The organism is Pseudomonas sp. 21LCFQ010, from assembly GCF_024129905.1.
GTDB lineage: Bacteria > Pseudomonadota > Gammaproteobacteria > Pseudomonadales > Pseudomonadaceae > Aquipseudomonas.
In genome coordinates this window covers 83,181-98,186 of record NZ_JAMYDZ010000016.1, presented here as the reverse complement: position 1 = coordinate 98,186, position 15,006 = coordinate 83,181, and the positions used below count along the sequence as shown (strand labels likewise).

Genomic DNA, 15,006 nt, shown 5'->3' with positions numbered 1-15,006 from the left:
GGCCTGAGGAGAGAAGTGCATGACGCAAGTCACGGTGAAAGAACTGGCCAAGACGGTTGACACACCGGTAGAGCGCCTGCTGCAGCAGATGCGTGAGGCAGGTCTGCCGCACACCGCCGCCGAGCAAGTAGTGACCGATAACGAAAAACAGGCGCTGTTGGCGCATCTGAAAAGCGGTCACAAGAGCAAGGCGGAAGAACCGCGCAAGATTACCTTGCAGCGTAAGACCACCAGCACTCTGCGTGTGGCCGGTAGCAAGAGCATCAGCGTAGAAGTTCGCAAGAAGAAAGTTTTCGTACAACGCAGCGCTGAAGAAATTGAAGCCGAGCGCAAGCGCGAGCTCGATGAGCGCCGTGCAGCCGAAGCGGCTGTTCGTCAGAAAGCTGAAGCAGAAGAAGCCAAGCGTCGCAGCGAAGAAGATGCACGTCGCCCTGCGAACGTTGAAGCCAAGGCGCAGCCGGTGGCCGACAAGCCTAAGCCGGTCGAGGCAGCGGTCGAGCGTGCTGCTGCGCCTGAGCCTGTGCGTGAAGCACCGGTTGCAGCACCCGCCAACAACACCCCGGCGACCACGACCATTGAAGTGCGCAAGCGCGAAGAGCGTCGTCCCGAGAAGACCCATCGCAGCGAGGACCGTCCGGCCCGTGGCAATGGCGACGGTGAGCGCAAAGGCGCCGCCCACCGCCCTGCTGCCAAGGACAAGGCGCCAAATGCGCGCGTTGCACCGCGTACCTCCGATGAAGAAAGCGATGGCTTCCGTCGCGGTCGTGGTGGCAAGTCCAAGCTCAAGAAGCGTAATGCTCACGGCTTCCAGGCACCGACCGGTCCAGTCATCCGTGACGTGGCCATTGGTGAAACCATTACTGTCGGCGAACTGGCGGTGAAGATGTCGGTCAAGGCGGCCGAGGTCATCAAGTTCATGTTCAAGATGGGCACCCCGGTGACCATCAACCAGGTACTGGACCAGGAAACCGCGCACCTGATCGCTGAAGAACTGGGTCACAAGGTCACTCTGGTCAGCGACAACGCGCTGGAAGAGTCCCTGGCTGAGTCCCTGAAGTTCGAAGGTGAGACCTTCTCGCGTGCTCCGGTCGTTACCGTCATGGGTCACGTTGACCATGGTAAGACCTCGCTGCTCGACTACATCCGTCGTGCCAAGGTAGCGGCTGGCGAAGCCGGCGGCATTACCCAGCACATCGGTGCGTACCACGTTGAAACCGAGCGTGGCATGGTTACCTTCCTCGACACCCCTGGTCACGCGGCGTTTACTGCCATGCGTGCTCGCGGTGCCAAGGCGACTGACATCGTGATCCTGGTGGTTGCAGCCGACGACGGCGTGATGCCGCAAACCATCGAAGCGGTTCAGCACGCAGTAGCGGCTGGCGTTCCGCTGGTGGTTGCAGTGAACAAGATCGACAAGCCAGGCGCTGATCTGGACCGTATCCGCAGTGAGCTGTCGGTTCACGGCGTGACGTCTGAAGAGTGGGGCGGTGATACGCCGTTCGTTCCGGTTTCCGCGAAAATGGGTACCGGTGTTGACGAACTGCTCGAAGCCGTACTGCTGCAGGCCGAGGTTCTGGAACTCAAGGCTACGCCATCGGCCCCGGGTCGTGGTGTGGTGGTCGAGTCGCGTCTGGACAAGGGCCGTGGCCCGGTGGCCACCGTTCTGGTTCAGGACGGTACCCTGCGTCAGGGCGACATGGCTCTGGTGGGCTCCAACTATGGCCGTATCCGCGCCATGCTCGACGAGAACGGCAAGCCTGTGAAGGAAGCCGGTCCGTCGATCCCGGTCGAGATTCTCGGTCTGGATGGCACCCCGGAGGCCGGTGACGAGATGACTGTACTGGCTGACGAGAAGAAGGCCCGTGAAGTTGCGCTGTTCCGTCAAGGCAAGTTCCGCGAAGTCAAACTGGCTCGCGCTCATGCCGGCAAGCTGGAAAACATCTTCGAAAACATGGGCCAGGAAGAGAAGAAGACGCTCAACATCGTCCTCAAATCCGACGTCCGTGGTTCGCTCGAGGCGCTGCAAGGTGCTCTGGGCGGTCTGGGTAACGATGAAGTGCAGGTCCGGGTCATCGGTGGCGGTGTCGGTGGTATCACCGAGAGCGACGCCAACCTGGCACTGGCCTCCAACGCTGTCCTGTTCGGCTTCAACGTGCGTGCCGATGCCGGTGCGCGCAAGATCGTCGAGCAGGAAGGTCTGGACATGCGTTACTACAACGTGATCTATGACATCATCGAAGACGTCAAGAAGGCCCTGACCGGCATGCTTGGCAGCGATGTTCGCGAGAACATCCTCGGTGTTGCCGAAGTCCGTGACGTGTTCCGTTCGCCGAAGTTTGGTGCGATCGCCGGCTGTATGGTTATCGAGGGTACTGTCCACCGTAACCGTCCGATCCGCGTTCTGCGCGAAGACATCGTTATCTTCGAAGGCGAGCTGGAGTCGCTGCGTCGCTTCAAGGATGACGCCTCTGAAGTGCGTAACGGCATGGAATGTGGTATCGGCGTCAAGAGCTACAACGACGTCAAGGTCGGCGACAAGATCGAAGTCTTCGAGAAAGTCCAGGTGGCCCGCAGCCTCTAAATCGCGGGTTTCGGGCACGGCGTTGTTACCGTGCCTTGCGCTGAACGCAACGCCCGGTCTGACCTACGTCAGGCCGGGCGTTTGCCGCTTTCAGACCTTCAGGGTTTCGCCCAGGGTCAGTAACAGGTATCAAAAATGGCCAAAGAATATAGCCGCACCCAACGTATTGGCGATCAGATGCAGCGCGAGCTGGCGCAACTGATCCGTCGTGAAGTCAAAGACCCGCGCCTGGGGCTGGTCACCATCACTGCTGTAGATGTCAGCCGTGACCTGAGCCATGCTCAGGTGTATGTCACGGTCATGGGGCGGGACGGCAATGATGAAGTTGCCCAGAGCATCAAGGTGCTCAACACGGCGGCCGGCTTTCTGCGCATGCAGATCGGTCGTGAAATGAAGCTGCGTACCGTACCGCAGTTGCATTTCCGTTATGACGAGAGCGTGTCGCGTGGTGCGCACCTCTCGGCCCTGATCGAGCGCGCCGTGGCTGAGGACAGCCAGCACCAGCCTGGCTCCGCCTCAGACGATTCCAAGGAGTGACGGGTGGCTCAGGTCAAACGTATCCGCCGTAACGTCAGCGGTATCATCCTGCTCGACAAGCCGCTGGGCTTCACGTCCAATGCGGCCCTGCAGAAGGTGCGCTGGTTGCTCAATGCCGAGAAAGCCGGCCATACCGGTAGCCTCGACCCCTTGGCCACTGGCGTCTTGCCGCTGTGCTTTGGTGAAGCCACCAAGTTTTCGCAGTACCTGCTCGATTCCGACAAGTCTTACGAGACTCTGGCGCAGTTGGGCAAGACTACGACCACCGCAGACTCCGAAGGCGAGGTTTTGCAAACCCGTCCGGTGACCGTTGGTCGCCAGGATATCGAAGCGATCCTGCCGGATTTTACCGGTCAGATCAGCCAGATACCGCCGATGTACTCGGCTCTCAAGCGTGATGGGCAGCCGTTGTATAAACTGGCGCGTGCAGGGGAAGTAGTGGAGCGCGAGGCGCGTTCTGTTACTATTGCGCGCCTGGAGTTGCTGGCGTGCGAAGGCGAGACTGCACGACTGGCCGTGGATTGCAGCAAAGGCACCTATATCCGTACCCTGGTGGAAGATATTGGTGAGCGTCTTGGCTGCGGTGCCTACGTCGCCGAGTTGCGCCGCACCCAGGCCGGCCCTTTCAGTCTGGCCCAGACGGTCACGCTGGAAGAGCTTGAGCAAGCCCATGCCGAAGGCGGCAACGAAGCCATTGATCGCTTCCTGATGCCCTCAGACAGCGGGTTGCTCGACTGGCCATTGCTGAAGTTCTCGGAGCACAGCGCTTTCTACTGGCTGCATGGTCAGCCAGTCAGGGCGCCGGACGCACCGAAGTTCGGCATGGTCCGGGTACAGGATCACCAGGGCCGCTTCATCGGTATCGGTGAAGTGAGCGAAGACGGGCGTATTGCGCCGCGTCGACTGATTCGGTCAGAGTGACCGAAATCCGCATGGCTGGTGTCAGGCATGCGGGCGAGGGTGGCTGTCAACAGGCACGGTCACATCTCTTTTTTAAATACGAGGCTTTGGCCTTGGCCTGTTGGAATCGTCCCGCAAGGACGGCTCCTTGACTTGAAGGATTGCCCAAATGGCACTCAGCGTTGAAGAAAAAGCTCAGATCGTAACCGACTACCAGCAAGCTGCCGGTGATACTGGTTCGCCAGAAGTGCAAGTTGCACTGCTGACCGCCAACATCAACAAGCTGCAAGGCCACTTCAAGGCCAACGGTAAAGACCACCACTCCCGTCGTGGTCTGATCCGCATGGTAAACCAGCGCCGCAAGCTGCTGGACTACCTGAAAGGCAAAGACGTGAGCCGTTACAGTGCTCTGATCGGCCGTCTGGGTCTGCGTCGCTAATCACGGCGTGGTGACTCTCTTTCCGCCAAGCCTGGTTGCGTCAGTCACTGACGGGCCAGGCGTCTGGCCGGAAAGAAATATGAGGTTGGTAGCCTGTCTGGGCATATCGGTCAAACCGATGTGTCTGGCAGGCTTCCAGCCTCAAGTTTTATCTGGACTGCCATCGGGGCCGATTCCCCGTGCTGCCCAAGAATTCGCAAGAAGACATTTTCCCCAGAGCCACAAATGAAAGGTAGGAAACCGTGAACCCGGTAATCAAGAAGTTTCAGTTCGGTCAATCGACCGTAACCCTGGAGACAGGCCGCATTGCCCGTCAGGCCTCAGGCGCAGTACTGGTCAGCGTTGACGACGACGTCAGCGTTCTGGTGACCGTAGTCGGTGCCAAGCACGCCGACCCAAGCAAGGGCTTTTTCCCGCTGTCGGTGCACTATCAGGAAAAAACCTACGCGGCCGGCAAGATCCCGGGTGGCTTCTTCAAGCGTGAAGGCCGTCCTTCCGAAAAAGAAACCCTGACCTCGCGTCTGATCGACCGTCCGATCCGTCCTCTGTTCCCGGAAGGCTTCCTGAACGAAGTGCAGGTCGTCTGCACCGTGGTTTCCACCAGCAAGAAGACTGATCCGGACATCGCTGCGATGATCGGTACTTCCGCGGCCCTGGCCATCTCCGGCATCCCGTTTGACGGCCCGGTGGGCGCTGCCCGTGTGGCCTACCACCCGGAAACCGGCTACCTGCTCAACCCGACTTACGAGCAGCAGACTGCTTCGAGCCTCGACATGGTCGTGGCGGGTACTGCAGAGGCTGTACTGATGGTTGAATCGGAAGCCAAAGAGCTGACCGAAGACCAGATGCTGGGTGCCGTACTGTTCGCCCACGACGAATTCCAGGCCGTGATCAACGCCGTCAAGGAATTCGCTGCCGAAGCCGCCAAACCAACCTGGAACTGGCAGCCAGAAGCCGAGAACACTGTCCTGCTCAATGCCATTCGCAGTGAGTTCGGCGAAGCCATTTCCCAGGCTTACACCATCACCGTCAAGGCCGACCGCTATGCTCGCCTGGGCGAGTTGCGTGACCAGGTTGTTGCCCGTCTGGCCGTTGAAGAGAATGGCCCGTCGGCTGGCGAAGTCAAAGCTGCTTTCGGTGAAATCGAATACCGCACCGTGCGCGAGAACATCGTCAACGGCAAGCCGCGTATCGATGGCCGTGACACCCGCACCGTTCGCCCGCTGAACATCGAAGTCGGCGTTCTGCCAAAGACTCACGGTTCGGCGCTGTTCACCCGTGGCGAAACCCAGGCGCTGGTGGTTGCAACCCTGGGTACCGCCCGTGATGCACAACTGCTCGACACCCTGGAAGGCGAGAAAAAAGACAGCTTCATGCTGCACTACAACTTCCCGCCGTTCTCGGTGGGCGAGTGTGGTCGCATGGGCGGTGCCGGCCGTCGCGAGATCGGTCACGGCCGTCTGGCACGCCGCAGCGTACAGGCCATGCTGCCTAGCGCTGACCAGTTCCCGTACACCATCCGCGTGGTATCGGAAATCACCGAATCCAACGGTTCCAGCTCCATGGCTTCGGTCTGCGGTGCTTCGCTGGCGCTGATGGACGCCGGTGTGCCGGTCAAGGCGCCGGTGGCCGGTATCGCCATGGGTCTGGTCAAGGAAGGCGAGAAGTTCGCAGTCCTGACCGACATCCTCGGTGACGAAGACCACCTGGGTGACATGGACTTCAAGGTTGCCGGTACTGCCAACGGTGTTACTGCTCTGCAGATGGACATCAAGATCAAGGGCATCACCGAAGAGATCATGGAGATTGCCCTGGGTCAGGCCCTGGAAGCACGCCTGAACATCCTCGGTCAGATGAACCAGATCATCGGTCAGTCGCGCAGCGAGCTGTCGGCCAACGCGCCGACCATGCTGGCGATGAAGATCGATACCGACAAGATCCGCGACGTGATCGGCAAAGGTGGTGCGACCATCCGTGCCATCTGCGAAGAAACCAAGGCTTCGATCGACATCGAAGACGACGGCTCGATCAAGATCTTCGGTGAAACCAAAGAAGCCGCTGAAGCAGCCCGTCAGCGCGTACTGGGTATCACCGCAGAGGCCGAGATCGGCAAGATCTACGTCGGCAAGGTCGAGCGTATCGTTGACTTCGGTGCGTTCGTCAACATCCTGCCTGGCAAGGACGGTCTGGTTCACATCTCGATGCTCAGCGATGCGCGCGTAGAGAAAGTGACCGACATCCTCAAGGAAGGTCAGGAAGTCGAAGTGCTGGTACTGGACGTGGACAACCGCGGCCGTATCAAACTGTCGATCAAAGACGTGGCGGCTGCCAAAGCTTCCGGCGTCTGATTCAGGCGTGAGTCGGGCTGCCCGCGGGTAGCCCGGTTGCCTGCGAAAATCCGCGCTCAGCAATGAGCGCGGATTTTTTTCGCCTGCAGATTTTGCAGCAATCAGCCTGAGAGGTTGTACGACGATTGCTGGCACCGGGCCGGAGTGTATAAACTGAGATACATTCTCATCAGTAAAGCTTACTCATTCCATGTCTACACCCGCAGACTATGCGCCTGTCCAACGCCTCTACACTGCTCATCATGCGTGGCTGACCGGTTGGTTGAGCCGTCGTGTGCATGACCGCAGTGATGCCGCAGACCTGAGCCAGGATACTTTTCTGCGCGTACTGAGTGTCCCGCATCAGGCTGAAGATCTGCGTGAGCCGCGCGCCTATCTGGCGACCATTGCCAAGCGTCTGCTGGCCAACCTGTATCGCCGTCGTTCTCTGGAAGACGCCTGGCGCGATGCGCTGGCCAGCTTGCCGGACGAACAGGCGCCCAGTGCTGAGTCTCAGGCCGCCATCCTCGAAGCCCTCAACGAGGTCGATCAGGTGCTTTCCAAGCTCTCGGCCAAGGCCCGTCAGGCGTTCTTGATGTCGCAGATCGAGGGCTATAGCCAGGAAGAAATTGCCCTGACCTTGAATATCAGCGTGCGTACCGTGCAGCGTTATCTGTTACAAGGTTTCGAGGAATGTATCGTCCTGGCTTCGAGTGAATGGCTGTGAGTGCAAAGACTGTCCCGATTGACCGTGAGATTGCCCGCCAGGCGGCGGCCTGGATCCTGCGGCTGCAGGCTGCGGACGTAACCGAGCAGGATCACCAGAATTGCGCCCACTGGCGACGCCAGCACGCCGAGCACGAACGTGCCTGGCAACTGGCCAACCGCTTCAGCGAACAACTGCAGAGTATTCCTCCGGCAGTCGGGCGCTCGACCCTGTATCGCAGTGCCAACCTCAAACGGCGCCTGGCACTCAAGAGCTTGACCACCATGATCGTCGTCGGCTCGCTGGGCTTTGCCGCATCGCGCAGCCCGGCGGTGGTTTCGCTGGTGGCGGACATCAGTACCGGCGTAGGCGAGCGCCGCACCGTCAGCCTGTCTGACGGCACTTTGGTGCAACTCAATACCGACAGTGCAATCGACGTACGCTACACGCCGGCTGAGCGCATGCTGGTGCTGCGCAAAGGCGAGATTTTCGTCACCACCGGCCGAGCCGATGGCCGACCGTTTTCGGTGGAGTCCGGGCTTGGCAATTACCGGCCGATCGGCACGAAGTTCTCGGTTCGCCAGTTGGCTGACCACGACCTGCTGCAAGTGCTGGAGGGGCAGGTGGCCGTCGTGCCGCACCAGGCGCCTGGCGTGCGCCTGGACGTCGCTGCCGGCCAGCAGGCGCGTGTCACGACCCGCACGGTCCAGGCGTTGCCTGAGCCGGTGCGGGGCATTGACTGGCTGGACGGCGTGCTGCGGGTCGAACGCATGCCGCTGGCTGACTTTGTCGCCGAGCTGGGGCGCTACCGGCGTGGCTGGACCCGCTGTGAGCCGCAAGTGGCCGGGCTGTTGATTTCCGGTGCCTTCCAGCTACAGGACACTGACAGCGTCCTGGCGGCAGTGGCGTTGACCCTGCCGGTGAAGGTCAGTTATGTGACGCGGTATTGGGTCACGCTGGGGCCGCTGCAAAAAAGTTGATAAACCCTGTCGTGTTTTTTGCCGGTGGCGTGTCCTCCCTCCTGAAAACGCACTTACACGCCATCAGGAAACCCCTTCATGCCCGCATCATCGCTGTTTCGTGTCGCTTTGCTCGCCAGGGCCATCGGCGCTCCGGCGCTGGCTTTGAGCTGCATCGCCGTGGCGCCGCAGAGCCATGCCCAGCAAGCTACGCAGTACTATGATGTTCCCGCCGGCCCGCTGAGCGAAAGCCTCGCCGCCTTCGCTGCCAAAGCCGGGGTGACTCTGCCGATTGACCCGGTCGTGACCCAGAACCTGCGCAGCGACGCACTCAAAGGCGAGTGGACGATCAGTCAGGGATTCGGGCAACTGCTGCGTGGCAGCGGCCTTGAGGCGGTGCCACAGGCTGGCAACACCTACACATTGCGTGCGTTACCGGCCAGCGGTTCGGCACTGCAGCTCGATGCCACCAACATTTCCGGGTGGCATTCAGGCAGCCAGGCGATTGGCACGGTTGAAGGTTATAGTGCGGCGCGCAGCGCTACCGGAACCAAAACCGACACACCGTTGCGCGATATCCCCCAGTCGATTCAGGTGGTCACCCGCCAGGTGATCGAGGATCAACAGATCACCAGCCTGGGCGATGCCTTGAGTAACGTCAGCAGTATTCAACGCGGCAACACTCACGGCGGCACCACTGAGAGCTTCTTCATTCGCGGTTTTCAGAACACCACTTATGCGGTGGACGGGATGATGACCAACTCGCTGGTGGTCCGCCCGGAAATCCTCAGCGACCTGAGCAACATCGAGCGCGTTGAAGTGCTCAAGGGGCCGGCCTCGGTGTTGTACGGGCGTGGCAACCCCGGCGGTTTAATCAACCTGGTGACCCGCAAGCCGACCTATACGCCGCAAGGCCAGCTCAAGGCGCAGGTCGGTTCCTGGGACATGCGCCGCTTGCAGGCCTACCTCAGCGGTCCGCTGGACAGCCAGCATGCTCTTGCTGGCGGGCTGGCCATTGCGACGCAGACCGAGGGCAGCTTCCGCGACCTGTACCGCGACAGCCACCGGCGCTTCATCGCGCCGACGTTGCTCTGGGAGCCAAGTGAGCTCACTCGGGTAGAGATGGGCCTGGAGTACACCGAAACCGACGCCCAGTACGACCGCGGCCTGCTGGCGCTCAATGACAAGGTCGACTCGCGGCATAAACTGTTTCTTGAAGAGCCCTGGTCCAGAGCTGAAAGCGACAAGACTGCTGCCTGGGTACGCATCGAGCATCAAGCCAACGACTGGCTGACCCTGCGTCAGGTCACTCGCTGGGATGAATCGAGCAAGCACATGCTTAACGTGTCCCAGCAATCGCTGCAAAGCGATGGCCGCACGACCAATCGGCGGGCGACGGATTTCGACGAGTCGGCCCGTTCGCTGAGCGCCCAGTTCGAAGCCATTGCCGATTTCTCGCTGTGGGGGCTGCAACATCAACTGCTGGGCGGCTTCGAGACGGTCAATGGCAGGCGCCAAGTTCGGATGCTGCGCGCCAATCTGGCAGCGCTGGACATCTTCAACCCTGTGCATGGCGCACAGCCTGGCCCGTTCAGCTTTGGTGAAGACACTCGGGTGCGGCAGAACAGCTACGGGCTGTATCTGCAAGACCAGATTGACCTCAGTGAGCAATGGAAACTGCTGCTTGGTGTGCGCTGGGACAAGGTCGAGCAGCGCAACCGCAACTACACGGCAACCGGCAGCTACAGCGATATCAATATCGAGCCGTCGGACACTTCGCCGCGGGCCGGCATCGTCTATCAGCCGACTGACCGGCTGGCCTTGTATGCCAGCTACAGCACGTCCTTTGCGCCGCAAAACCGGCTGACCCGCGATGGCAGCGTGCTGGACCCGGAAACCGGCGAACAGTACGAGATCGGCGCCAGGTACGAGCTGATTCCCGAGCGCATGAGTGCCACCCTGTCGGCATTTGAGATCCGTCGTGAGAACCTGTCCACCACAGACCCTGCCGATAGCAACTATTCGATCCAGACCGGTCAGCAGCGGGTGCGCGGCGTCGAACTGGATGTAAGCGGCGAGATCAGCGATGGCTGGAACCTGATCGGCAACGTGGCCGTGCTCGATGCCAAGTTGATCAAGGACACCCAGCTTGAAGAAGGCAATCGCCTGGAAGGTATTCCGGTGCTCAGCGGCTCGCTATGGTCCAGCTACCAGTTGCAGAGCGGCCCACTGCAAGGCCTGGGGATCGGCGCCGGGGTGATTTATGCCGGCAAGCGTTATGGCAACCTGGCCAACAACTACAGTGCCAGCGGTTATGCGCGCATCGACATGAGCCTGTTCTACGACATCAATGAACAGCTGAGGGTATCGCTCAATGCCCGCAACGTGACCGACCGCGATTACATCGAGACGGTCGCCAGTGCCGGTAACTATGCCGGCGAACCGGCCTCCGTGACCGCAACCTTGAGCATGGGCTTCTAGCGCTGAGCCGCCAGATGCTGACCCGCTCCAGGAGCAACCTGTCAGCTGGGTGTAACACTTGCAACTTGCAAGCGTCCTGAGCAGCCGAGCGGGCAATCTGCACGATGCGCAAATTGCAATAATTTTATAACTACTTGATTGATAAGGAAATTATCAGTGGTAAAAAGTTGGCACAGCGCTTGCGATATACCTGTTAACCCTCGCTAGACATTGGCGCGGTTTTTCAGAAAAACAGGAGTTCATCGTATGAAGAAGTTCGCTATCGCTGCTGCTGCCGCTGCTCTGACTCTGTCCATGACCGGTGGCGCATTCGCCCAGACCGCTACCCAGGCTCCGCTGATGCTGGCTGCCAACACTACTGTTGAAAACGCCAAGCAAGAAGGCAGCGACACCTGGATCACCACCAAGGTGAAAGCTGACCTGCTGACCGAAAAAGGCATTCCGGGCTCTGACATCAAAGTAGAAACCGCTAACGGCGTGGTTGCCCTGTCTTCGGACGTCAAAGTGACCGAGACTCAGAAGAAAACTGCCGTGAACATCGCCAAGAACATCAAAGGCGTGAAGTCGGTGACTGCTGAAGCGCTGAAAGCTGAATAATTCGGTTCGACTATGAGCATCTGACACGGGTTCTGGCCAGGGAGGCCGGAACCTGGTGTAGAAAGTTCATGCGATCGGCCATATGGATGTGGCCATTACAGGCCCCGGCTCTTGAGTCGGGGCCTGTTCTATTTCGAGTCTTGAAAAGTCACTGGCGCTATTGGCCGCGCTTGCTGTCAATGCGTATCAATCGTCCGCCTTCAAAGCGCAGGTAACGATACATGCCGTGATCAGGGCCGTAGATCCACTCCTCGATTCGTACCTGTTCCGAATACCGATAGTTGCCGCTAAAGCTCTCCTTCGAGCCGATCACCGCCTGGCTGACTGGCGTGCCGCACTTTCTTTCGACCTCGAAGGCATGGTCACCGAGGCTGATCAACTGGCTGCCGCAGCGCATGGTCGAGGCCTGTGCCGGGCTTGCCAACAGTGCGGTCAGGGTCAGGATGGCGCAGGTCAAAGAGCGGCTCATGGGTTATTCGCTGTCCAGATGCAGGGGGGTGATGACCTGGCCATCGGCCTGGGCCTTGCCGAGTTGCGCGTCGATGAAGTACACCCGATCATCTTCCAGTCCTGCTTTGCCCACCAGATAATCCTTGATGCTGCTCGCCCGGTCCTGACCGAGCTCGCGTAACAGCACTTCATTGCTGCTCCAGAACTGCAGCATGGCATTGCGCAACTGATTGGTGCGGGCTTCCTGACCAAGCTGTTCCCACTGTGCCGGTGGTTGCTGCTTGAGCCGGGCGCGATAAATGCCTTCGAGCATCGGCGCCTTTTCGTCTTCCGGCACCTGCAACAGGCTGGCGTTGGCCGGGACCTTGTCACCGCGGCGCTGCATGATCTTGTAGTAGGTCAATTGATACTCACGCTCCAGACGCTGGCGCGCGATCAAAGGGCCGTCACTGCTTTGGGCACTGGTGCCCTCGATTTCCAGACGCAGTGTCGGACGCTCCTTGAGGGCCGCGGCGAGTTTGTCGAGCGCCTGTTGCGCTGTACCTGACAAGTTGCTGGAGCCAGGCGCAAACTGGATACTGCCCAGATCCTGCGAGCCACCACCGGCCACCAGCCCACCGATAAATTTGAACGGCGACTGGGCGGCGCGTACCACCAGATTGCGCAGGGTCTGCCAGACAATCGGCATGACACTGAACTGCGGATTATTCAGGTCACCCTCCACCGGCAGCTCCAGAGAAATCCGCCCTTGGGGATCTTTGAGCAGTGCCACCGCCAGCCGAATCGGCAGGTCCAGGGCATCCGGGCTGTCGACCCTCTCGCCCAACTGCAACTGTTCGACCAGCACCGTATTCTCGGCCTTGAGCCGGCCTTCGCTGATCTGATAATGCAGGTCGAGGTTCAGCCGGCCCTTGCGGATGCGAAAGCCTGCGAACTTGCCCGAGTAAGGGGTCAGGGTGGTCAGTTCGACGCGTCTGAAACTGGTCGCGATGTCCAGGCTGGACATCGGGTTGAACGGATTGAGGCTGCCGTGGATGACCACCGGGGCGTAGCGGTCGACCTTGCCCTGGATGTTGACGGGTGCCGGTTTGTTGTGGCTGTTATCGATCGGGCCGATCCGGCCGTTGAGTTGTTGCACGGCGGTGGCGAAGTTCGGCGTCAGGGTGAAGTCAGCGAAGTACGCCGAGCCATCATTGATGTTCACTTCCCCGACCCGGATACCCAGCGGCTTTTGCGCGCTGGCGCTGCTTTTGCTGCGGGTAGCGGTTTTTGGCTCGGCCGGCTGTGGGATCAACAAGTCATCGACGTTGGTGGTGCGGTCTTCGTTGATCATGAAGCGCGCATAGGGTTGCAGCAGGTCGACCCGGTCGATGGACAGGCTTTGCCCATGCTGATAATTCAGGCCGCCCAGCAGCAGTTGCTGCCATTTGACGAAGTCACGCTGTTTGAGCGTGTCGAGGGCGTGCAACTGATTGACCTGCGCCTTGCCGGTGACGCTCAGGGCCAGCGGCTCGGTGCTCTTGAGATCCACCGCCAGGTCGCTGCCGAGCATGCCGCTGCGCAGTTCCAGACGGATGAACGGGCTGATATAGGCCTGGGCGATGCGCAGGTCGAGGTCTTCACTGGTGACATTGAGCCTGGCGCTGACCGGGGCCAGATTCACTTCGCCGGCGGCGGTCAGCTTGCCCTGTTTACCCAGGCCGGTATCGAGCCTGAGCTTGAAGGGCGACTTGTTCAGGCTGTCGAAATTTTGCAGGTCGAGGTTCAGCGGGCCCAGTTCCAGAGCGACGGGGTCGCTTGGCACCCGGTCGGCGAGATGGACCTGATAGTTGCGCAGTTGTACATCGCGCACCAGTACCTGCCAGGGCCGCGAAGCTTCAGCGGGTTTGCCCGGTGCGGCTGGCGCCGCAGGCTCGGCCGCTTTGTCGTCAACGGCGGGCTTGGCGGCGGCGGGCTTTTTGGGGGCAGGCTGGCCGGCGAACAGTTTCTGCCAGTCCAGTTGCCCGTCTGCTTCACGGGCCGCCCAGGTTTCCAGTTTCTGGCTGCGCACTTTACCGACTACTACCTGCTGCTTGACCAGATCCAGGCTTGTGTCACTGACCTCCAGGTGTTGCAAACGCACCAGCGAGCGGCCATCCGGGGCGTTGAGTGCCAAGGCTGTCACGTTTGCCCGGGTGTTGCTCAGTTGCAGCTCAGTGTTCTTGGCCAGATTCAATTTGTAGCCGGTTTCCAGGCTCAGTCGGCCATCCTGCAAGGCCAGCGGCACGGCGTCACGTACATAGGGCCACCAGAGCTTCATCTTGCTGTCGGTGACCTTGAGGGTGCCTTCGGAGGCAATCGGCGCCAGGCTGAAGCGGCCCTGCCAGTCGATCTGCCCGCCGTCAGGGCCGGCCGCCACCAGGGTGGCATCAGTATTGTCTTCAGGCAGGGTGCTGAGATTTTTCAGTTCCAGGTTCAACTGGTCGTAGAGAAACTCGATCGGCTCGCCGGGACGCAGGTCACGAAAGTGCAGGTAGCCGTCGACCAGCCTGATGCGGTCAATGCGCAGGGCAAAGGGCTTGCCAGCAGGTTCGGCTGCAGGCGATGGCTCAGTGGCAGGCAGCTTGAACAACTGCGTGAGGTTCAATTGGCCGCTCTTGTCGAACAGCAGTTCGGTTTTCGGCTTTACCAGCTCGACGTCAAGCAAATGCAGGGCACCGCTCCACAGGCTGTCGATCTGCAGGTTGGCGTAGAGCTTTTCCAGGGCTACCTGCTCCTGGCCCGGTGTGCCGATATTCAGCCCCCAGAGCTTGAGTTCCAGGCTGTAGGGGTTGAACTCCAGGCGCTCGATGCGGGCCGGTACGCTGGCGTACTCGGCCAGTTGCTGATTGGCAATGCGCAGTGCGACGCCCGGCAGGATAAAAAAGCCCAGCAGGCTGTACAGCACGAAGACCGCCACCAGGGCGCCAATAATACGTTTAAGACCTTTGGGCATTGGTGCAGCGCTCTCTCTGGCAGGAGGTGCTTGGAGTATGGCATGCGCTTTCGGT

At 60.2% G+C, this 15,006-nt stretch carries 11 protein-coding genes; 9 read left to right on the top strand and 2 right to left on the bottom strand.

The annotated features are described in order from the left end of the window. Positions 1-19 precede the first annotated feature (19 nt). The 9 genes from infB to NJC38_RS18385 all read left to right on the top strand — a co-directional run bounded on the left by infB (position 20) and on the right by NJC38_RS18385 (position 11,527). Positions 20-2,581, top strand: coding sequence for a translation initiation factor IF-2 (infB, locus tag NJC38_RS18425; protein WP_253116374.1), 2,562 nt, complete (start codon positions 20-22; stop codon positions 2,579-2,581). Between the two features lie 135 nt (positions 2,582-2,716). Continuing rightward, positions 2,717-3,118, top strand: a complete 402-nt coding sequence (gene rbfA, locus NJC38_RS18420; RefSeq protein WP_253116372.1) for a 30S ribosome-binding factor RbfA — start codon at positions 2,717-2,719, stop codon at positions 3,116-3,118. A 3-nt stretch (positions 3,119-3,121) separates the two neighbouring features. Further along, positions 3,122-4,039, top strand: coding sequence for a tRNA pseudouridine(55) synthase TruB (gene truB, locus NJC38_RS18415; RefSeq protein WP_045487733.1), 918 nt, complete (start codon positions 3,122-3,124; stop codon positions 4,037-4,039). Between the two features lie 148 nt (positions 4,040-4,187). Next, positions 4,188-4,457: a 30S ribosomal protein S15 gene (rpsO, locus tag NJC38_RS18410; protein WP_027900329.1), complete on the top strand. Its 270-nt coding sequence runs from the start codon at positions 4,188-4,190 to the stop codon at positions 4,455-4,457. 242 nt (positions 4,458-4,699) lie between these two features. Continuing rightward, positions 4,700-6,805 carry a polyribonucleotide nucleotidyltransferase gene (gene pnp / locus NJC38_RS18405; RefSeq protein WP_045487737.1) on the top strand — a complete coding sequence of 702 codons (2,106 nt, stop codon included), beginning with the start codon at positions 4,700-4,702 and terminating at the stop codon, positions 6,803-6,805. Between the two features lie 190 nt (positions 6,806-6,995). Next, positions 6,996-7,511: a sigma-70 family RNA polymerase sigma factor gene (locus NJC38_RS18400; protein ID WP_253116370.1), complete on the top strand. Its 516-nt coding sequence runs from the start codon at positions 6,996-6,998 to the stop codon at positions 7,509-7,511. Continuing rightward, positions 7,508-8,470, top strand: coding sequence for a FecR domain-containing protein (locus NJC38_RS18395; protein WP_084710235.1), 963 nt, complete (start codon positions 7,508-7,510; stop codon positions 8,468-8,470). Before NJC38_RS18400 ends, NJC38_RS18395 begins: the two co-directional genes overlap by 4 nt. Before the next feature lie 78 nt (positions 8,471-8,548). Further along, positions 8,549-10,930, top strand: a complete 2,382-nt coding sequence (locus NJC38_RS18390; protein ID WP_253116368.1) for a TonB-dependent receptor — start codon at positions 8,549-8,551, stop codon at positions 10,928-10,930. A gap of 246 nt (positions 10,931-11,176) precedes the next feature. Continuing rightward, on the top strand, positions 11,177-11,527 hold the full coding sequence (locus NJC38_RS18385; RefSeq protein WP_253116366.1) for a BON domain-containing protein: 351 nt from the start codon (positions 11,177-11,179) through the stop codon (positions 11,525-11,527). 157 nt (positions 11,528-11,684) lie between these two features. Here the strand turns inward: NJC38_RS18385 and NJC38_RS18380 are convergent, their stop codons facing one another. After that, positions 11,685-11,996 (bottom strand): DUF2845 domain-containing protein, encoded by a 312-nt coding sequence (locus tag NJC38_RS18380; RefSeq protein WP_253116364.1) that lies wholly within the window; start codon positions 11,994-11,996, stop codon positions 11,685-11,687. Positions 11,997-11,999: 3 nt separating this feature from the next. Next, complete coding sequence (locus NJC38_RS18375; RefSeq protein ID WP_253116362.1) at positions 12,000-14,951, bottom strand: DUF748 domain-containing protein; 2,952 nt, start codon at positions 14,949-14,951, stop codon at positions 12,000-12,002. Between the last annotated feature and the right edge of the window lie 55 nt (positions 14,952-15,006).